Annotated in this window: 13 protein-coding genes; 10 read left to right on the top strand and 3 right to left on the bottom strand. The window is 68.7% G+C overall.

What is annotated here, in order from left to right:
- Window positions 1–250 (bottom strand): iron-sulfur cluster assembly protein (locus tag CF68_RS23525; RefSeq protein WP_035823469.1); only part of this gene is annotated, 250 nt, incomplete at its 3' end.
- A gap of 339 nt (window positions 251–589) precedes the next feature.
- Between CF68_RS23525 and CF68_RS23530 the strand changes: the two genes are divergently transcribed.
- The 10 genes from CF68_RS23530 (at window position 590) to CF68_RS23575 (ending at window position 15,479) form a co-directional block, all read left to right on the top strand.
- Window positions 590–1,228 (top strand): OmpA family protein, encoded by a 639-nt coding sequence (locus CF68_RS23530; protein ID WP_035823471.1) that lies wholly within the window; start codon window positions 590–592, stop codon window positions 1,226–1,228.
- A 289-nt stretch (window positions 1,229–1,517) separates the two neighbouring features.
- Window positions 1,518–3,578, top strand: coding sequence for a methionine--tRNA ligase (metG, locus tag CF68_RS23535; protein WP_035823473.1), 2,061 nt, complete (start codon window positions 1,518–1,520; stop codon window positions 3,576–3,578).
- Window positions 3,579–3,933: 355 nt separating this feature from the next.
- Window positions 3,934–7,260, top strand: coding sequence for a carboxyl transferase domain-containing protein (locus CF68_RS23540; RefSeq protein ID WP_035823475.1), 3,327 nt, complete (start codon window positions 3,934–3,936; stop codon window positions 7,258–7,260).
- A 46-nt stretch (window positions 7,261–7,306) separates the two neighbouring features.
- Window positions 7,307–9,040, top strand: a complete 1,734-nt coding sequence (locus CF68_RS23545; protein WP_035823477.1) for an AMP-binding protein — start codon at window positions 7,307–7,309, stop codon at window positions 9,038–9,040.
- Between the two features lie 90 nt (window positions 9,041–9,130).
- Window positions 9,131–9,922, top strand: coding sequence for an IclR family transcriptional regulator (locus CF68_RS23550; RefSeq protein WP_013957784.1), 792 nt, complete (start codon window positions 9,131–9,133; stop codon window positions 9,920–9,922).
- 59 nt (window positions 9,923–9,981) lie between these two features.
- The gene (locus CF68_RS23555; protein WP_035823479.1) at window positions 9,982–11,586 is read left to right on the top strand and encodes an ABC transporter substrate-binding protein; all 1,605 of its coding nucleotides are present in this window, start codon (window positions 9,982–9,984) and stop codon (window positions 11,584–11,586) included.
- Between the two features lie 69 nt (window positions 11,587–11,655).
- Window positions 11,656–12,567 carry an ABC transporter permease gene (locus CF68_RS23560; RefSeq protein ID WP_013957786.1) on the top strand — a complete coding sequence of 304 codons (912 nt, stop codon included), beginning with the start codon at window positions 11,656–11,658 and terminating at the stop codon, window positions 12,565–12,567.
- The gene (locus tag CF68_RS23565) at window positions 12,560–13,453 is read left to right on the top strand and encodes an ABC transporter permease (protein ID WP_035823481.1); all 894 of its coding nucleotides are present in this window, start codon (window positions 12,560–12,562) and stop codon (window positions 13,451–13,453) included. The genes CF68_RS23560 and CF68_RS23565 overlap by 8 nt, the downstream gene beginning before the upstream one ends.
- Entirely contained in the window at window positions 13,450–14,496 is a 1,047-nt protein-coding gene (locus tag CF68_RS23570; RefSeq protein ID WP_013957788.1) for an ABC transporter ATP-binding protein, read from the top strand. The genes CF68_RS23565 and CF68_RS23570 overlap by 4 nt, the downstream gene beginning before the upstream one ends.
- 17 nt (window positions 14,497–14,513) lie before the next feature.
- Window positions 14,514–15,479 carry an ABC transporter ATP-binding protein gene (locus CF68_RS23575; RefSeq protein WP_035823485.1) on the top strand — a complete coding sequence of 322 codons (966 nt, stop codon included), beginning with the start codon at window positions 14,514–14,516 and terminating at the stop codon, window positions 15,477–15,479.
- A 15-nt stretch (window positions 15,480–15,494) separates the two neighbouring features.
- Here the strand turns inward: CF68_RS23575 and bamE are convergent, their stop codons facing one another.
- On the bottom strand, window positions 15,495–16,043 hold the full coding sequence (gene bamE / locus CF68_RS23580; RefSeq protein WP_035823487.1) for an outer membrane protein assembly factor BamE: 549 nt from the start codon (window positions 16,041–16,043) through the stop codon (window positions 15,495–15,497).
- Between the two features lie 43 nt (window positions 16,044–16,086).
- Window positions 16,087–20,235 (bottom strand): translocation/assembly module TamB domain-containing protein, encoded by a 4,149-nt coding sequence (locus CF68_RS23585; RefSeq protein WP_035823488.1) that lies wholly within the window; start codon window positions 20,233–20,235, stop codon window positions 16,087–16,089.
- Window positions 20,236–20,238: the final 3 nt, after the last annotated feature.

Here is a 20,238-nt window from a genome sequence, read left to right on the forward strand (position 1 = left end):
CGACGATCTTCATGGTCACGGCCACGCTGACGTTGCTCACGCCCGGCACTTGCCGCACGGCAGCAACCACCAGCTTGCGGATCGGATCGAACTGGCTCTTCGCGGGGTAGCCGAGTTCGACTTCCAGCGATACATCGCCGCCGTCGACGCGGATATTCCTGGCCGAGCGGGTGGACACCAGGTCCTTGCCCGTATTGGGGTCGATGACGGTGCGCAGGGCTTCGGTGACCTGCTCAGTGCTGACGCTCAAGACAAACTCCGCTTCGATGATTGGGGGACTGGCGCATGATGGCCTGCGCCTAATGTATCAAAGTATGCAGCACCGGCCATGAAGGCCGGAAAATCCGCGCGCAATACCCTGCATGGGGTGTGGGATTACAGACATTTACAAATCTCACAAGCTTGCACTTGTGCGCGCGCCGCCATATCCATATTGTAGTGCGGTTGGACGGCCCAGTACGCCGGCACCGCAGGCGGTGCCCCGACCGGCCGGGCCCGACGCGCACAAAGGGTTACCTGCCGCTAGCCTTGGCGTTACCATCGCGATGCGGTACCAAGAACATTTACGGGAACATCAGAAGGAGAATGCATGAAGATCAAGCTCGTTACTGTCTCGCTCGCCGCTGCCACGCTGCTGGCCGCGGGTTGCGCCACTGAACAGCAGACCCATACGGCAGTCGGCACCGGCGTGGGCGCCGCGGTCGGCGCCGGGCTTGGCAACCTGATCGGCGGCAATACCACCGGCACGCTGGTGGGCGCGGCAGTGGGCGGTGCCATCGGCGGCGCAACCGGCTACAACTGGAACGCCATCCGCGGCAAGCTGAACAAGGACACTGCGGGTACGGGCACCCAGATCACCGAGCAGCCGGATGGCACGCTCAAGGTCAACATCCCCAGCCAGGTTACCTTCGATACCGACAGCGCCACCATCAAGCCGTCGTTCCGCTCGGTGCTCGACCAGGTCGCGCAGACCCTGGGCCAGCACCAGGACGTGAGCGCCAACGTGGTCGGCCATACCGACAGCACCGGCAACCCCAACTACAACATGCAACTGTCGCAGCGCCGCGCCCAAAGCGTGGCCGGCTACCTGGGTGATCGCGGCGTCGCACGCAACCGCCTGACCGCCGAAGGGCGCGGGCAATCCCAGCCGGTTGCGGACAACGGCAGTGAGGCCGGACGGGCACAAAATCGCCGCGTCGAAATTTTTTTGAAACCAATTCAAGGATGACCTAGTCATAGAAACAGGTGCCGCTTGCCACCGTTGCTGGCTCGCGATGGGTGGCTGACCTCCCGGGCGGTACCTGATTTCTCCTCCTTTTCCGTTGTGGAAAGCTGCGCCGGCTCTGACCGGCGCTTTTTTTTTGGCCGAACGGAACCGTGGGTTTCGCCATTCCGCCATGCGGAACCGGCGCGCAGGCGCTGGCCAGTTGCTAAAATAGCCCCTTCCCGGCACGCGCCCTCCCCTCCTGGCTGGCGCCGTCCCCCTGATATTCCCCGCTCCTGACCGGCTCCTGTTTATGACCGCACGTCGCATCCTCGTCACATCCGCCCTGCCTTATGCCAACGGCCAGATCCATATCGGCCACCTGGTGGAATACATCCAGACCGATATCTGGGTGCGTTTCCAGCGCATGATGGGCAACGAGGTCTACTACGTCGGCGCCGACGACACCCACGGCACGCCGGTCATGCTGCGCGCCGAGAAGGAAGGCATCACGCCCAAGGAACTGATCGACCGCGTCTGGACCGAGCACAAGCGCGACTTCGACAGCTTCCTGGTGTCGTTCGACAACTACTACAGCACCGACGCGGAAGAAAACCGCGAGCTGTGCGAGAAGATCTACCTGGCCCTGAAGGCCGAGGACCTGATCGCCGAGCGCGAAGTCGAGCAGTTCTTCGACCCGGTCAAGAACATGTTCCTGCCGGACCGCTTCATCAAGGGCGAGTGCCCCAAGTGCGGCGCCAAGGACCAGTACGGCGACTCCTGCGAGGTCTGCGGCACCACCTACGTGCCGACCGACCTGAAGAACCCGTACTCGGTAGTGTCTGGCGCCACGCCGGTGCGCAAGTCGTCGGCCCATTACTTCTTCAAGCTGTCCGATCCGCGCTGCGAGACCTTCCTGCGCGAATGGGTGGCCGACCTGGCCCAGCCCGAAGCCGCCAACAAGATGCAGGAATGGCTGGGCGCCGAGGGCGAGGCCTCGACCCTGTCCGACTGGGACATCTCGCGCGATGCGCCCTACTTCGGCTTCGAGATCCCCGGCGCCCCCGGCAAGTATTTCTATGTGTGGCTGGACGCCCCGATCGGCTACTACGCCAGCTTCCAGAACCTGGCCGCCAAGAAGGGCATCGACTTCGACGCCTGGGTCGGCCCGCATTCCACCGCCGAGCAGTACCACTTCATCGGCAAGGACATCCTGTACTTCCACACGCTGTTCTGGCCGGCGATGCTGCGCTTCTCGGGCTACCGCACCCCGACCAATGTGTTCGCCCACGGCTTCCTGACCGTGGACGGCGCCAAGATGAGCAAGTCGCGCGGCACCTTCATCACCGCGCAGAGCTATGTCGATACCGGCATGAACCCGGAATGGCTGCGCTACTACTTCGCCGCCAAGCTCAACGCGAGCATGGAAGACCTCGACCTGAACCTCGATGACTTCATCGCGCGCGTGAACAGCGACCTGATCGGCAAGTACGTCAATATCGCCAGCCGCGCCGCGGGCTTCCTGGTCAAGCGCTTCGACGGCAAGGTCGACGAGGCCGCGCTGGCCCACCCGCTGCTCGAGCAGCTGCGCCAGGCCGCCCCGCAGGTCGCCCACCTCTATGAAGCCCGCGAGTACAGCAAGGCGTTGCGCCTGGTGATGGAGCTGACCGACGCGGTCAACGCCTTCGTCGACACCGAGAAGCCGTGGGAACTGGCCAAGGACGAAAACAAGCGCGCGGCGCTGCATGCGGCGTGCTCGGTCTCGCTGGAAGCCTTCCGCCTGCTGACGGTGTACCTGAAGCCGGTGGTGCCGAACGTGGCTGCTGGCGTGGAGCGCTTCCTGAACGTAGAGCCGCTGGACTGGCGTGCCATCGACAAGCAGCTGTCGGCCGCCAGCCCGGTGCAGGCCTATCAGCACCTGATGACGCGTGTCGATGCCAAGCAGGTCGACGCGCTGCTGGCTGCCAACCGCGAATCGCTGCAGGCGACCGCGGCGCCGGCCGCCGCGGGCTCGGCGATCGAGCCGATCGCCGACACCATCACCATCGACGACTTCGCCAAGGTTGACCTGCGCGTCGCGAAGATTGTCGAATGCCAGAAGGTGGAAGGTTCGAACAAGCTGCTGCAGCTGACGCTGGACCTGGGCGAAGGCCGCACCCGCAATGTGTTCTCCGGCATCCAGTCGGCCTACACGCCGGAGCAGCTGGTAGGCAAGCTCACGGTGGTGGTGGCCAACCTGGCACCGCGCAAGATGAAGTTCGGCGTGTCCGAAGGCATGGTGCTGGCGGCATCGGCCGCGGATGAGAAGGCCGCGCCGGGCCTGTATATCCTGGAACCGCACGAGGGCGCGGTGCCGGGCATGCGCATCGGCTGACGCAGAGCACTCATCGCCGTTCCCCTCTCCCGCTCGCGGGGGAGGGCGGCAAACCCGCGGCAACGCCATGTTCCGTGCGTCCCATCGGTAGCGATCCAAGGCCAGCCAGGCCTCTGGATCGACCCGCCACACCGCCCGAGATTCTGCAATGCAGAACAGAACGGGCAACACTCCTCCCTCCCCCTCGCTCGCGCGTTATGCACGCGCGGCATGTCATACATGGTTCCGGCGCATCGCGCTTGTGACCCCTGGACGAGCCGCGTAGATTCCACCTCGCAGAATCACAAACCAAAAAACAGAAGCCGGCCACGCAACGCTGCTTGCGCGATGCCGCTTCGCATGGAAGGGGACATTTGTGAAGAAGCTCCTGATCGCCAATCGTGGCGAGATCGCGTTGCGCGTGCAGCGCGCCGCACGAGACCTTGGCATCGCCACCGTAGCCGTCTATGCCGCCGACGACGATGCCAGCCGGCACCGCCTGCTGGCCGACGAAGCTGTCGCGCTGCAGGGCCAGGGGGCCGCCGCCTATCTCGACATTCCCGCCATCATCGCCGCAGCGCGCGCCACCGGCTGCGACGCCATCCACCCTGGCTATGGCTTTCTCAGCGAGCGCGCCGACTTTGCCAGCGCTTGCGCAGCCGCGGAGATCGTCTTTGTCGGCCCCGAGCCCGAGCAGCTGGCCCTGTTCGGCGACAAGGGCCGCGCGCTGGCGCTGGCCGCACGCTGCGGCGTACCGGTGATGCCCGCCACCGCGGGCGGCGCCACGCTCGATGCGGTGACCGCCTTCTTCGACGAACAGGACGGCGCCGGCGTGGTGCTCAAGGCGGTGGGCGGCGGCGGCGGGCGCGGCATGCGCGTGGTGCGCGAGCGCGACGCCCTGGCGGAAGCCTATGCGCGCTGCCGCTCCGAGGCACGCTCGGCCTTCGGCATCGATGCCATCTACGCCGAGCGGCTGGTGGCCCGCGCGCGCCATATCGAAGTGCAGATCGCCGGCGACGGCCACCACGTGATCGCACTGGGCGAGCGTGACTGCACGCTGCAACGCCGTTTCCAGAAAGTGGTCGAGATCGCGCCCAGCCCGGCGCTCGATCCGGCGCTGCGTCAGCGCATTGTCGATGCCGCCTGCACGCTCGCGCGCGAAGCGCGCTACCGCAGCCTGGGCACGTTTGAATTCCTGGTCGAAGTGCCCGAGGACGGCGCGCGCCGCGATGGCGCGGCCCTGCCCTTTGTCTTTATCGAAGCCAACCCGCGCCTGCAGGTCGAACACACCGTCACCGAGCAGGTCACCGGCGTGGACCTGGTGGCCGTGCAGCTGGGGCTGGCCAAAGGCAGGCGTCTGGCGGAACTGGGGCTGGACCCGCAGCACCCGCCGCGCGTGCGCGGCTATGCCATCCAGGTGCGCGTGAATGCCGAGGCCACCGACGCGCAAGGGCTGGCACGGCCGGCACAGGGGCGGCTGGAGCGTTTCGATCCGCCCACCGGGCCGGACGTGCGCGTCGACACCCACGGCTATACCGGCTATGCACCGTCCGCGCATTACGACACGCTGCTGGCCAAGCTGATCGTCACTTCCGCCAGCGACAACTTCGCTGACGCAGTGCGGCGCCTGCAGCGCGCGCTCGGGGAATTCAACATCGGCGGCATCGCCACCAACCTCGACCTGCTGCGGGCGCTGGCCGAGCGCGACGACTTTGCCAGCCAGCACGTGCATACGCGCTATATGGAAGCCGCGCTGCCCGCCCTGCTGGAACGCGCCGCGCAGATTGCGGCGCAGGACGCGGCGCGGCAGGCCCTGGCAGAAGGCAGCGCCCCCAGGGTGGCGGCACCTTCCAGCACGGCAAGCTTCGAGGAGCAACTGGGCGAAGGCCTGAGCGCTGTGCGCGCGCCCATGAACGGACGCGTGATCGAACTGGCGCGCGAGAACGACCTGGTCAAGGCCGGCCAGACCGTGGCCGTGCTCGATGCAATGAAGATGGAGCACGCCATCGTGGCCGAGCGCGCCGGCCGCGTGATCGACCTGCGCACCACCTCAGGCGAGCAGGTGGCCGAGGGCCAGGTCATGCTGGTGCTGGAGCCTGCCGATGCCGGCGCCCATGCCGACGGCGAGGCCGAATGCGCCGACCCGGCGGTGATCCGCGCCGACCTGCAGCGCGTGCTCGACCGCCACGCCTTCCTGTACGACGCGGCCCGCCCCGAGGCGGTGGCGCGCCGCCATGCGCGCGGCCAGCGCACCGCGCGCGAGAACGTCGACGACCTGTGCGATGCCGGCAGCTTCCGCGAGTACGGCGGCCTGGCGCTGGCGGCGCAGGCCAGCCGGCGCAGCGAGGCCGACCTGATCGCCAACACCCCTGCCGACGGCCTGATCACCGGCACCGGCGCCGTCAACGGCAGCCTGTTCGCACCGGAGCGCGCGCGCTGCGCGGTGCTGGCCTATGACGCCACCGTGCTGGCCGGCACCCAGGGCAAGCGCAACCATATCAAGACCGACCGCATCCTGGAGGTGGCCCTGCGGAACCGCCTGCCAACGGTGATCTTTGCCGAAGGCGGCGGCGGCCGCCCGGGCGACATCGACTTCCCCACCGTGGCCGGCCTGTACCAGCCTTCGTTCGCCGCCTTCGCCGAGCTGAGCGGCGAAGTGCCGGTGGTGGGCATTGCCTCCGGGCGCTGCTTTGCCGGCAATGCCGCGCTGCTGGGCTGTTGCGACCTGATCATCGCCACACGCAACGCCAATATCGGCATGGCCGGCCCGGCCATGATCGAGGGCGGCGGCCTGGGCGTGTTCCGCCCCGAGGATATCGGCCCGGCCACGGTGCAGTACCACAACGGCGTGGTTGACCTGCTGGTCGACGATGAGGCCGACGCCGTGGCCGCGGCCAGGCATTACCTGTCGATGTTCCAGGGCCGCGTCGACGACTGGCAGGCGCCTGACGCGCTGGCGCTGCGCCAGGTGGTGCCAGAGAACCGCCTGCGCGTCTACGACACGCGCGCCGCCATCGCCGGCCTGGCCGACGCGGGCAGCGTGCTGGAACTGCGCGCCGGCTTCGGCACCGGCATCCACACCGCGCTGGCGCGCATCGAAGGCCGGCCCGTCGGCATTCTCGCCAACAACCCGCGCCACCTCGGCGGCGCCATCGATGCCGATGCCGCCGACAAGGCCGCGCGCTTCATGCAGGTGTGCAATGCGCACGGGCTGCCGATCGTATCGCTGATCGACACCCCGGGCTTCATGGTGGGCCCGGAGGTCGAGGCCCGCGCCCAGGTGCGCCATGTGTCGCGCATGTTCGTTGCGGGCGCCAAGCTGCGCGTGCCGTTCCTGGCGGTGGTGCTGCGCAAGGGCTACGGCCTGGGCGCGATGGCGATGGCCGCGGGCGGCTTCCGCGCGCCAACCTTCACGGTCTCGTGGCCAACCGGCGAATTCGGTGGCATGGGCCTGGAGGGCGCGGTGCGGCTGGGCTTCCGCAAGGAGCTGGAAGCGCTGCCGGCCGGTCCGCAGCGCGATGCGCTGTACCAGCAGCTGGTGGCGCAGATGTACGAGCGCGGCCATGCCATCAACGCCGCTGCGGCACTGGAACTCGACGCCGTGATCGACCCCGCCGCCACCCGCCAGTGGGTGGCCAGCGGGCTCGAGGCGGGTGCCGCCAATCCCCACCGTCCGATGCGCAGCTTCGTCGACGCCTGGTAGGCACGGCGGCGGACAGAACCAGAGCGAAAGCAAGAGGAGACAGCAGATGAACGAACAGGCGTTCTTCGAGGACCTGGAAGCCCGGCATCGCAAGATCTGGCCCGCCGGCCTGCCCGATGCACCGGTCTATCCCCATGGCGAGGCCCCGCTGGGCGATTACCTACGCGCGTGGGCGCGCAAGCGCCCGGACCACGCCGCGCTGGTCTGGTACGGCACCACCGTGACCTATGCCGAGCTCGACGACCTGTCCGAGCGCTGCGCCGCGCTGCTCAAGGGCCGCGGCGTGGGCGCGGGCGACCGGGTGGCGGTGATGATGGGCAACTGCCCGCAGTTCCACGTGGTCTTCTACGGCATCCTCAAGCTGGGCGCGGTGTATGTGCCGGTCAACCCGCTCTTCAAGGAACAGGAGCTGGTCTATGAGCTGAACGATGCCGGCGCCACCACCGTCATCGTGCAGGACCAGCTTGCGCCGCTGCTGATGTCGGTGCGCGCGCAGACGCGGCTGCACACCGTCTACACCACCAGTGCCGGCGCGATGCTGCCGGCGCAGCCCGAGCTGCCGCTGCCAGCGGGCCTCGACGCGCCCCCGCTGGCCGTGGAAGGCGCCATCGACCTGCTGCAGGCGCTGCGCGAAACTGCGCCGGTCGCACTGCCCCCGGTCGACATGGACGCGCTGGCCGCACTGAACTACACCGGCGGCACCACCGGCCTGCCCAAGGGCTGCATGCACACGCAGCGCGACATGGTCTACACCGCGGCGGCTTCCTACGCGCTCACCGGCGGTGTCGATGCGGAACGGCTGGCAGAAGGCTCCGGCGACGTGATGCTGAACTTCCTGCCGATGTTCTGGATCGCGGGCGAGAACCTCGGGCTGATCTATCCGATCTTCAGCGGTGCGACCGTGGTGCTGCTGGCGCGCTGGGACCCGGTCGCGGTGATGGCCGCGATCGAGCGCTATCGCGTCAACCGCACCTTCGTGGTGGTAGACAACGCGGTCGAGCTGATGAACCACCCCGAATGCGGCCGCTACGACCTGCGTTCGCTGGAGCACACGCGCGCCGCCTCGTTCATCCGCAAGATCACCCCCGACATCCGCGAGCGCTGGCACGCGCTGACCGGCAGCATCATTGCCGAGGGCGCCTGGGGCATGACCGAAACCCATACCAGCGACACCTTCACCACCGGCATGCAGGACGACGACATGGACCTGCGCGGCCGCCCGGTCTTTGTCGGGCTGCCGGTGCCGGGCACGCGCATCAAGATCTGCGATTTCGACACCGGCGCGGTGCTGCCGGTCGGCGAGGAAGGCGAGATCGTGGTCAGCACGCCGTCGCTGTTCAAGGGCTACTGGGGCCGCCCCGACGTGGACACCGAGGTGTTCCGCGACGGCTGGTTCCGCACCGGCGATATCGGCGCCTATGACGAAGCGGGCTACCTGCACTTCCTGGGACGGCGCAAGGAGATGCTGAAGGTGCGCGGCATGAGCGTGTTCCCGTCGGAGCTGGAGGTGCTGCTGTCGCGCCATCCGGCGGTGCTGGGCTCGGCCGTGGTGGGCCGCCCGGACCCGGACAAGGGCCAGGTGCCGGTGGCCTTTATCCGCCTGCGCCCCGAGCATGTCGACGGCACCACCGCCGACACCCTGCATGCCTGGTGCCGCGAGCAGATGGCGGTCTACAAGGTGCCCGAGATCCGCATCCTGCCCGAGTTCCCGCTGACCGCCACCGGCAAGGTGCGCAAGGTGGAACTGCAGGCCTTGCTGGACACCGAAGCCGGCGGCTGAACCGGAACCGCTGTCAGGCAGTACCGCAGTACCGGACCAGGACGCCGCGCGCGCGTCCCGGACGCCTGCGCCCCGAAGGAGCCAACGGCCATGCAGGATCGATCCACCGGCAATGCCTTCAAGGAAGACCGCCACTTCGTCACCGCGCTGGCGCGCGGGCTGGAAGTGCTGGCCTGCTTCCGCACCAGCGACCGCGTGCTGGGCAACCAGGAAATCGCCCGGCGCTGCGGGCTGCCCAAGTCGACCGTATCGCGCCTGACCTCCACCCTAACCCGGCTGGGCTACCTGGCGCAGGCCGAAGGCAGCCACAAGTACAGCCTGGGCACGGCCTGCCTGCGGCTGGGCAGCGCCATGCTGTCGCGGCTGGACATCCGCAAGGTGGCGCGCCCGCTGATGCAGGAGCTGGCGGACTTTTCCGGCGGCACGGTGTCGCTGGGCACGCGCGACCGCTTCTCGATGATCTATGTCGAGCACTGCCGCAGCTGCGCAGCGATTGCGCTGACGCTCGATACCGGCTCGCGCATTCCCGTCGCCACCTCGGCCATCGGCCGCGCCTGGCTGGCGGTGGTGCCGGACCAGGAGCGCCAGGCCTTCATGGAACAGGTGCGCGACGTCGACGACATGGCGTGGCCGCGCCTGCGCCAGGGCATCGAGCAGGGCCTGGCGGACCACCTCACCCTGGGCGTGACCTGCTCGATGGGCGACTGGCAGCCGGACGTCAACGGCATTGCGCGCGGCTTCGAGCCCGGCCATGGCATGCCGCCCATGGCCATCAACGTGGGCGGACCGTCGTTCCGGCTGTCCCCGTCATTCCTGCTCGACGAGGTGCGCCCGCGCCTGCTGGAGGTGGTACGCCAGCTGGAAGGCAGCTTCCCGCGCTGAGCGCATCCGTTGTTCACACCAACAGCGCCGCCACGAGACGGCGCAACAGGAGGAGCACCATGCAAGTGAAGTTGACCGGCGCCGCCCGGCGCCGCCTGCTGGCCGGCATACTGGCCGCCGCCATCCCCGCGGCTCACGCCGCACCGGCCGCACCGGCCGCGCCGGCCACCGGCAGCCTCACCGTCGCCTTCGGCGCGGAATCGACCACGCTCGACCCGGTCAAGATCTCGGCCGGCGTCGACCACTACTTTGTCGGCCAGATCTTCGAGATGCTGGTGCGCCGCAATGCCGCGCTCAAGGACGAGAACTGGCTGGCGGAGAACTGGAAGCTGGAAAACGGCAAGGACGGCAAGCCCGTGCTCGACGTGCTGCTGCGCAAGGGCGTGCGCTTCCACAACGGCGACCCGCTGACGTCCGAGGACCTCGAGTTCTCCTGGCAACGCCAGCGCGACCCCAAGAGCAGCTTCTTCTCGCACTATGTCTCGTCAATCGAGCGTTTCGAGATCGTGGATGCGCACCGCTTCAAGCTGCATTTCAAGGAGCCGGATGCGCAGTTCATCGTCGGCAACATGCAGCTGTGGGCCATGCCCAAGAAGTACATCCAGAAGGTCGGCGAAGAAGAGTTCGCCCGCAAGCCGGTCGGCACCGGGCCGTGGAAGTTTGTCTCGCGCACGGTCAAGGACGAGCTGAAGCTGGAAGCCTTCGACGGCTACTGGAACAAGGAAAAGCGCCCGGGCATCAAGGACCTGACCATCAAGGTGATCCCGGAGGACCTGACCCGGGTGGCGGCCTTCAAGACCGGCAAGGTCGATTTCATCGACAACGTGCCGCCGTCGATGGTCGAGGAATTCAAGAAGATGCCGGGGGTGAAGACCGTCACGCTGGTGAGCGGCAACAACCTCTTCCTCAATTTCAACACGCAGATGCCGAAGTCGCCGTTCAACGATGTGCGCGTGCGGCAGGCGGCCGCGCACGCCATCGATGTCGACGCCATCATCAAGCGCGTGCTGTTCGGCCAGGGCGAGCGCTATGCGCAGGTGGGCAAGGAGTCGAATGGCTACGACCCCGAGCTCAAGCCCTACGCCTTCGACCAGAAGCGTGCGCGCGAGCTGCTCAGGCAGGCGGGCTATCCCAATGGCTTCGAGACCCCCTGCTACAACCTCACCACGCCGCGCGAACCGGGCGTGAAGGAAGTGGGCGAAGCCATGTATGCCTACCTGAGTTCCGTGGGCATCCGCTGCCAGGTGCGCAACCTGGAGTACGGGGCCTGGATCAGCCTGGGCAAGCGCGGCCGCTCGGGCCCGCCGGAGATGGACGGCGTGCTGAGCTGGATGTGGTCGCAGGGGCTGCCCGGCGACCCGGGACTGGCCTGGTCCGGCCATTTGCACAGCTACCAGGGCGGCGGCGGCTGGGGCACCTATTCCTACACCAGCGACCCCGAGGTCGACGCGCTGCTGGAGAAGCAGCGCCAGACCATGGACCCCGCGGCGCGCACCGCGCTGCTGCGCCAGATCGCGCGGCTCAAGCAGGAGCGCGTGCTGGGCGGCCTGCCGACCTACCGGCCGCTGGTGACCTTTGCCTGGCGCGACAACAAGATCAACTACGTGCCCTGGCCCATCCGCGACTACTGGCGCTCATTCCAGGAAGTCAGCTGGAAGCAGTGATCCGCCGCCGCGCCCGGCGCCCGAGCCGGGCGCGGCATTCCCGCTGACAATTCTCCGACGGAGCCTGTCATGCCTATTGCAAAACGCCTGCTGCACGGCCTGATCAGCATCCTTGGCGCGAGCGTGATCATCTTCCTGATCTCGCGCCTGTCCGGCGACCCGCTTGCCCTGTTGTTGCCAGCCGACGCGCCGCCGCAGGTGATCGAGGCAACGCGCCGCCATCTCGGCCTGGACCAGCCCCTGGTGGCGCAGTACCTGGTCTTCCTCGGCCATGCCGTCACCGGCGACTTCGGCAACTCCTACCGCTGGCAGGAACCGGCACTGGGGCTGATCCTGGAGCGGCTGCCGGCCACGGTGGAACTGGCGCTGGCCGCGCTGGGCTTCTCGATTGCGATGGCGGTGCCGTTCGGCGTGCTGTCGGCGGTCTACCGCGGCTCCTGGTTCGACCGCTTTGCCAAGGTCTTCGCCATGCTTGGACAGGCCATGCCCAACTTCTGGGTCGGGCTGCTGCTGATCCTGTTCTTCGCGGTGCAGCTGAACTGGCTGCCGGCGTTCGGGCGCGATTCGTGGAACAGCCTGGTGCTGCCCGCGATTGCGCTGGGCTGGTATCCGGTGGCGGCGCAGACCCGCGTGGTGCGCTCGGCCATGCTGGATGTGCTCGACAGCGACTACATCCGCATGGGCCGCGCCATGGGCCTGCCCGAGCGCGTGCTGATCTGGAAGTACGCGCTGCGCAACGCGGCCATTCCGCTGGTGACCATCCTCGGCGTGTACTTCGCGGCGATGCTGGGCGGCGCCTTCGTGGTCGAAGTCATCTTCGCCTGGCCAGGCGTCGGCCGCACCGTGGTCGAGGCCGTGTTCGCGCGCGACTTTCCCGTGGTGCAGGCGGGCGTAATGCTCACCTCCGTGCTGTTCGTGCTGTCCAACCTGATGGTCGACCTGAGCTACGGCCTGATCGACCCGAGGATCCGCCATGCCTGAGATCGCCGTTCCTCCTGCCAGCGCCCCGGCGGCGCCGGCCCGCAAGCGCCAGCGGCGTGACCTGAGTGGCCTGCCCTGGTTTGCGCTGGTAATCTTCCCGGTGCTGCTGGTCGGCGCCGTCGGCGGCGAGGCGCTGCTGCCGCACGACCCCAATGGCCTCGACCTCGGCCTGGCCTTCCAGCCACCGGCCTGGCTGGCGGGCGGCAGCTGGGCCTATCCGCTGGGCACCGACAACATGGGGCGCGACCTGCTCTCGCGCATCATGGCCGGCACGCGCATCTCGCTGGTGGTCGCGCTGTACGCCATCCTGATCTCGGGCGGCATCGGCACCGCCGCCGGCATGCTGGCCGGCTACTTCGGCGGGCGCCTGGACGCGCTCATCATGCGGCTGGTCGATATCCAGATGTCGATCCCCGCGCTGGCGCTGGCGCTGGTGCTGGCCGCGGTGCTGGGCCCGGGCTTCAACACCGTGGTGCTGGTGATCGTGGTGACCTACTGGACCTGGTACGCGCGCATCGTGCGCGGCGAGGTGATGTCGCTCAAGCAGCGCGACTACGTGGCGCTGGCGCGCGTGGCCGGCTGCGGCACGCTCACCATCTTCCGCCGCCACCTGCTGCCCAACCTGCTCAACACCCTGCTGGTGCTGGCCACGCTGCAGGTGGGCCAGGTGATCATCTTCGAGGCCTCGCTAAGCTTTCTCGGCCTGGGCATCCAGCAACCCGATGTGTCGTGGGGGCTGATGCTAGCCGATGCGCGCAACTACATCACCAACGCGTGGTGGGCCATCACCATGCCCGGACTGGCCATCATGGCCACCTGCCTGGCGTCCAACCTGCTGGGCGACTGGCTGCGCGACCACTTCGACCCGAAAAGGAGGCAGCTATGACCGGCCCCGACCCGCACGTGACGCAACGCCCGTCGCCAACGCCAGCTGCCCAGAATTCCCTACGCGGCGCGCCCATGCTGTCGGTACAGGGCCTGACCACGCACCTCGAACTGCGCCGTGGCACGGTGCGCGCCGTGGACGGCGTCGACCTGCACGTGCATGAGGGCGAGACCCTGGGCGTGGTGGGCGAATCCGGTTCCGGCAAGTCCATGACTATCCTGTCGATCCTGCGCCTGCTGCCGCGCCAGGGCGGCGTGCAACTCGGCGGCAAGGTGTTGCTCGATGGCGTGGACCTGCTGCAGCTGCCCGAAAAGACCATGAGCACGCAGTACCGCGGCCGCAAGATCGCGATGATCTCGCAGGATCCGCTGACCTCGCTGAACCCGGTCTTCACGGTGGGCGACCAGGTCGGCGCGCCGCTGCGCTACCACGGCCGCGCCGACAGCCGCGAGGCGCGACGCCGCCAGGTGGTGCAGGTGCTGGACAGCGTGCGCATCCCCTCGCCCGAGACGCGGCTGGACGACTATCCGCACCAGTTCAGCGGCGGCATGCGCCAGCGCGTGGTAGCCGGCATGGCCATTGCCAGCGCGCCGCGCCTGCTGGTGGCGGACGAGCCCACCTCGGCACTGGACGTGACCATCCAGGTGCAGATCATGGCGCTGTTCCGCAAGATCCAGGCGCAGACCGGTGTCGGCATCATCCTGATCACGCACGACCTGGGCGTGGCGGCCAGCATCTGCCACCGGGTGGCGGTGATGTACGCCGGACGCATTGTCGAGACCGGCGACGTGCGCACGCTGTACCAGCGCCCCGCCCATCCCTACACGCAGGCCCTGCTCCAGGCCATCCCCCACTTCGGCGAAAAACGCGAGCGCCTGTACGCCATCCAGGGCAGCCCGCCCAGCCTGATCGACCCGCCGCACGGCTGCCGCTTCGCGGCGCGCTGCCCACACCGCAAGCCGCTGTGCGATGACGCCTATCCCCCCGAGATCGAACTTGAATCCGGCCACAAGGTCAGTTGCTGGCTGGCGTCGGCCGGCTAAGAACCCAGGAGGCAGCCATGCTGCTCGAAGTCGAAAACCTAAAGAAGCATTTCCCCGCGCGCGGCGGCGGCACGGTGCGCGCCGTCGACGGCGTCAGTTTTGCCGTGGATGCCGGGCAGACCTATGCGCTGGTGGGCGAGTCCGGCTGCGGCAAGACCACCATCGCCAGGCAGCTGCTGCTGCTTGAGCGCCCCAGCGCGGGCACCATCCGCTTCGACGGCCAGGACGTGCTGGCGCTGGACCGCAAGGGCGTGCTGGGCTACCGGCGCCACGTGCAGGCGGTGTTCCAGGATCCGTCCTCGTCACTCAATCCGCGCCTGAAGGTCAGCATGCTGCTGGCCGAGCCGCTGCTTGCGCACGGCCAGGGCGGCGACCGCGCCGCGCTGCGCCGGCGGCTGCTGGAGCTGCTGGAGATCGTCGGCCTGCCGCCCGGCGCGCTTGACCTCTATCCGCACGAGTTCAGCGGCGGCCAGCGCCAGCGCATTGCCGTGGCGCGCGCGCTGGCGCTGCAGCCGCGGCTGATCGTGCTGGACGAGCCCACCTCGGCGCTGGATGTCTCGATCCGGGCGCAGATCGTCAACCTGCTGTCGGATATCCAGCGCAGCTTCGGCCTGGCCTATGTGGTGATCGCCCATGACCTGGCGCTGGTGGAACACTTCAGCTCGGCCGTGGGCGTGATGTACCTGGGCAATATGGCCGAAAGCGGGCCCAGCGCCGCGGTGTTCAGCGCCCCGCGCCACCCCTACACGCAGGCACTGCTGGGCTCGGCGCCGCGTCCCGACCCTGACCACCAGCCGGCCGAAGGGCTGATCCTGGGCGATATCGGCTCGGCGCTGAACCCGCCGGCGGGCTGCAAGTTCCATCCGCGCTGCCCGCGGGCGGTGCCGGCCTGCGCCACCGAGATCCCCCGCATGCTGCGGCTGGACCCGGCCGCCGGCTCAACCGCGCCGGTGCACGTGGCCGCCTGCCACCTGCTCCACTGAGGGCCTGGGCACGGGTCAGCCGCCCTGCATCTTCGACGGATCGTCGCTGCGCGAGGTCGTGGTGACGGTGCCGTCGCTGTTGAAATGCACATTGAAAAAGGCCTTGTCGGTGGAGGTTTCCATCCAGCGGTAGCCCCACACCTCTTCCTTCTTCAGCGCAAATGCCTCCACCTTGGTGGGCTTGCCGAGCAGGCGGCGGATTTCATCCTTGCTCATGCCGGCGCGCACGCGTGCGAAGTTCTCGGCTGACAGCACCTGCTCGATCTTCGCGACCTTGCCATCGGCGCCGATGGTGACCATCCAGGTGGTGGTGCCCTCGGGGCCACGCGGGTACTCCAGCCGGCGCCCGCCGTCGGCTTCCTCCCATACGATCTCCGGCTTGCCGGCCTGGCGCCGCAGGTCTTCCTCAGTGGACTGGCCGGGGACGATGCCCTTGAACAACTCGCTGTCGGGCTTGATCGCGTTCCAGGTGTTGCGGGCGGTGTCGCCCGCCTTCTTCATGGCTTCATCGACCTTCTGCTGGTCGCAGCCGAACAGCGCAAGCAAAGCGGCAAAGAGTCCCATGGCGGCAAGGCGTCGCGGCGACGCGAAAGTTGCGGGGCGCCCGTCAGCGGCGCACGGGCTCGGCGATGGCTGCCGAGGCTGCCTGTGCCGCGCTGTCGGGACTGGTTGGCTGGCTCTCATCCTGCTGGCTCCTTCTGGTGTCGCTGCGACCCGAGGTCCCGCTGAACAGGTTCGCCCAGCTGTCGAAGCGGCGGTTGAACAAGACCGACAAACCGTTGATGGACCCGCCCTTGGCAATCAGCGACCAGCGCCGTGAGAACTGCCAGGTGAGCTTCACCACGTTCGAGGCCGATGTCAGGCTCTGCTCATAGCCGACCGACATACGCTCGGTAATGGCCTTGCCCATGCTGACCACCTGCTGGTCATTGAGACCCGCGGTGCTGGGCCCGATCGAGAATTCGTCGATGCCGAAATGCTGCACGATGCCCTTGCCGGCCTTGCCGCCGATCATGCCCAGCGCCGCGCCGCCCAGCGCGGCGCCACCCAGCTGGCGCTGCTGGCCGGCACCGGCGCTTTCCGCGCCGTAGCCGAACATCAGCCACGAGAGCTTATCCTCTTCCGGCACGTTGGGCTCCGACACCAGCCGCACGCGCGGCAGCCGCACCGTTCCGGTCACCTCCACGCCCGCCTCCACTTCCTGGTTGCGGCGCATGGCGCGGATGTTCATGTTCGGGTTGTCGATCGGGCCGTTGAAATTGATGATGCCACGCTCGATGTCCAGCTTGCGTCCGAAGGCTTCATAAGTGCCGTCGGTCACGCGCACCGTGCCGGTGGCCTTCATCGGTGCCAGGGGTTCGCTCTTGACACCCATCTGGCCGGCCAGCAACAGGTCCGCGCCCGCGCCCCGGAAGCGGAAGTTGTTGCCCAGGTCCACGGTCAGGTCGATCACCGGGCTGAACTTGCTTGCCGGCTTGGTCTCCGGCGCCTGCGTGGCGGCAGTCTTCACGGCGCGCTGGTCCTTGCGCCGGATCACCACCACATCGTCGCCCAGCACCGGCGCGCCGGCCTTGGGCAGGTCGAACAGGCCGCGGTCGACGCGGATCTTGCCGCGGATCACGACCTGCTTGTTCTCGTTGGCGATGGTGGCATCGCCCGAGACCACCAGCGTGCGCTCGGGGCTGGCGAACAGCTGCAGCTTGTCGGCGACGATCTTGCCGGTCAGGTTGGGATCGGCCTCGCCCAGCTTGACGTTGCCGGTGGCCGTGATCTTGCCGTCGCCGCCGTGGAATTCCACGTGCTTGAGCTCGACCGTGTTCTGGTCCAGCACCACGCGCACGGTGCCGTCGGTCAGGCGCAGGCCCAGGTCGTACAGCGTGACGGCGAGGTTGTCGCCGTCGACGGTGCCGGTCAGCAGCGGCGCGCCGATCGTGCCGGCCAGGCGCATCGCCGCGGCCAATTTGCCGTCGAAGGCGTACTGCGGGCCGGTCAGCGCTTCCAGCGATTTCAGCCGCGGCACGTCGACGGTGACCGTGCCGCCCAGGGTCGAGGCCGGGCCTACGGTCTGCAGCCCCTGCTCCTGCACCAGTCCGGCTGAGGCGTCCACCACCACCTTGCCGATGCGGCCCGATACCATGCCGCCGCGCAGCGCGATGCGGTTGCCGCCGGCCTCGGCGCGCAGGCTGGTCTCGCCCAGGCCGAGCGTGGTGAAGCCCCGGCCGGCATTGACCGAGAGGTCGCCACTGCGCCGGCGCAGTTCGGCAAAGCCGGTCGCGGTCTCGGCCAGCGCCAGGTTCCAGCGGCCGTCGATGACCAGGTCGGAGCGCACCGGCGGCTTCTCGCCGGTGATGGTTTCCATCAGCTCCAGCACATGGCCCACCTGCAGGCCGTCCAGGCTGCCCGCGCTGCGGATGCGGCCGTGGTCCCAGTCCAGGCTTTCGATCGTCAGCGTGGCGCGGTCCAGCAGCAGGCGCGCCGCGCCCAGGCGCACGCGCTGGTCGGCCACCAGCAACTGCGTCGGCGCGGCCAGGCGCAGGTTGACGGTGCCGCGCTCTTCCAGCGTGCGGATGGTGCCGTTCCAGCCCTCCTTGCCCTTCCACGCGCCCTGCCCCGCCAGTGCCAGCTGCAATGGCCGCTGGTTCAGGCTGCCGGCCGCCTTGACGTCGAAGGTATGGTTGGCCTGGGTGCCGTTGAGCGTGGCATCGAGCGAGCTCAGGCTGGCCTGCGGGCCGCGGTAGTCGCGCGCGGCCAGCTGCACCGAGAGCGGGCCGTCCAGGCCGCCGCGCACCTCGGCGCGGCCGCTGGCGCTGGCCACCTTGTGCGGGCCCACTTCCAGCGCCTGCGCGTTGTAGTCGGCCACCACTTCGGGTTTCTTCAGCGTGCCGGTGATGGTGGCGTCGAGCTTGAGCTTGCCGGCCACGCCGAACTTGAGCCGCTCCAGCTGCGGTGCATCGACCGCCAGCTTGAGCGCATCGCCGCGCGCGCCGAAGCTGCCGCGCAGGTTGGCCTGGTTGCCGGCCATGCTCAGCGAGGCCTCGCTCGGCAAGAGCCGCTCGCCCGCCAGGCGCACCTTGCCGCCGCCGGTCATCGGCAGGCCCGCGTATTCGCTCTCATGCACGGCGAAATCCAGCGCCACGCCAAGCTCCGGCGTGATCTCGCCGGTCGCGGTGAAATCCGCATTGATGCGGCCGGCGGCAACCTTGGCCAGGCGCGAGGGATCGAACGAGGCCAGCTTGCCCCTGAAGCTGAACGGCTGCTTGTCCTTCAGGCCGAGCCTGCCTTCCGCGGTCAGCAAACCCGGGCCCACCGCGGCGCGCAGCGTGGCCAGCGTGACCGCCTCGGCATCGATGCTGGCATCAGCGAAAAGCTTGAGCGGCCCGCCCGACAGGTCCAGCGCCACGCTTTGCCGGCCCGGCTCCATCCGCACCACCACCGGGCCGGACAGGCTGGCGCTGGTCAGCGAGCCATGCAGCGCGGCCGGGTCCAGCCTGCGCACGTCCAGGTCGAAGCCGCCACGGCCGCCGCGCAGCGAACCGCCGCCGGAGATCTCGGCCTTGCCGGCCAGCGCCACGCGCAGCTCCGAGACCGCCTGTGCCATCTCGCTCAGCTCGACATGGGCGCGCACCGACTGCACCGGCAGCCGCTCCTTGTCCAGCGGACCGGCTTCCAGGTTGCTGATCTCGATGTCGCCGGCGACAGCCAGCGGTGCGGGCGCAGGCACGGCCGCAGGGGCGGATGCGGAGGCTCCCGATGCCGCCGGGGGTGCCGATGCCGCCACGGCGCTGGCCGCCTGCGCGCCGGCAGCCGCCGCCACGCCGGCCACCGGCCGCAGCTCGGCATGCACGGTCAGGTTGGCCTGTGGCGCCGATGGGCTGAACAGGCGCGGGTTGATGCGATCGCCATCGACCAGCAGGTGCGTGAACGGCACCTTGCCGAACGGCGTCAGGTCGACGCCGGCGCGCAGGTGGATGCGGTCGCCGCTGGCCTGCAGCTCGGCACGCAGCGCGTCCAGGTTGCCCTTGGCGGTGGCATTGACGGCAAAGGACTCATCCTGCCAGCTGCTTTCCAGCAAGGCTTCGGCGCTGAGCGCAAACGGGGCGCGTGCGCCCACCTGGGCGTTGGCCGCCAGCTTGCCGTACGGTGTTTCCAGCTTGTCCACGCTGACGCGGTGGCGCTGGCCGTCGCTGTGCAGCGCGCCGGCCAGGTTGCTGAACACCATCGGCTCGGCCGTGGGCGCCGTGCCCTGCAGCAGCGACAGCCGCTCAAGCGTCAGCGAATCGACATCGATGGCCAGCGGCAGTTCGAGCGAGGTGGGCTTCTGCATCGGCTCGGTGCTCGGCTCGGACGGGCCGAGCTTCACCTCGGCCTTGCCGATGCGCAGCCACTGCACGTGCAGGCGCCGCGCCTGCCAGCCGAGCACCCAGTTGCCATCCACGCGGTCCACCGCCACGCGCGTCTGGCCGCTGGCGAACACCACGTCGCGCAGGCGCAGGCCGTGCGCCACGGTGCCGCCTTCCAGGCGGCCGCTGAGCATGCCGGCCGAGAGCCGCGTGGCCAGCGTCCACAGGTGGCGGGTGCCGGTCTCGGTGCGCAGCGCCGCCACGCCCGCCGCCGCCAGCGCCACCATCAACAGCAGCAGGATGCCGGCCAGCCAGGCCAGCACGCGCCACAGCCGCCGCCGCTTGCGCGGCGCGGGCGGGGTCGGAGTCCGGGCCGAATCGCCGCCGGGCACCGAAGGCAGATCGTGGGCGCTCATGCC

It is taken from the genome of Cupriavidus sp. SK-4 (genome assembly GCF_000611125.1).
GTDB lineage: Bacteria > Pseudomonadota > Gammaproteobacteria > Burkholderiales > Burkholderiaceae > Cupriavidus > Cupriavidus necator.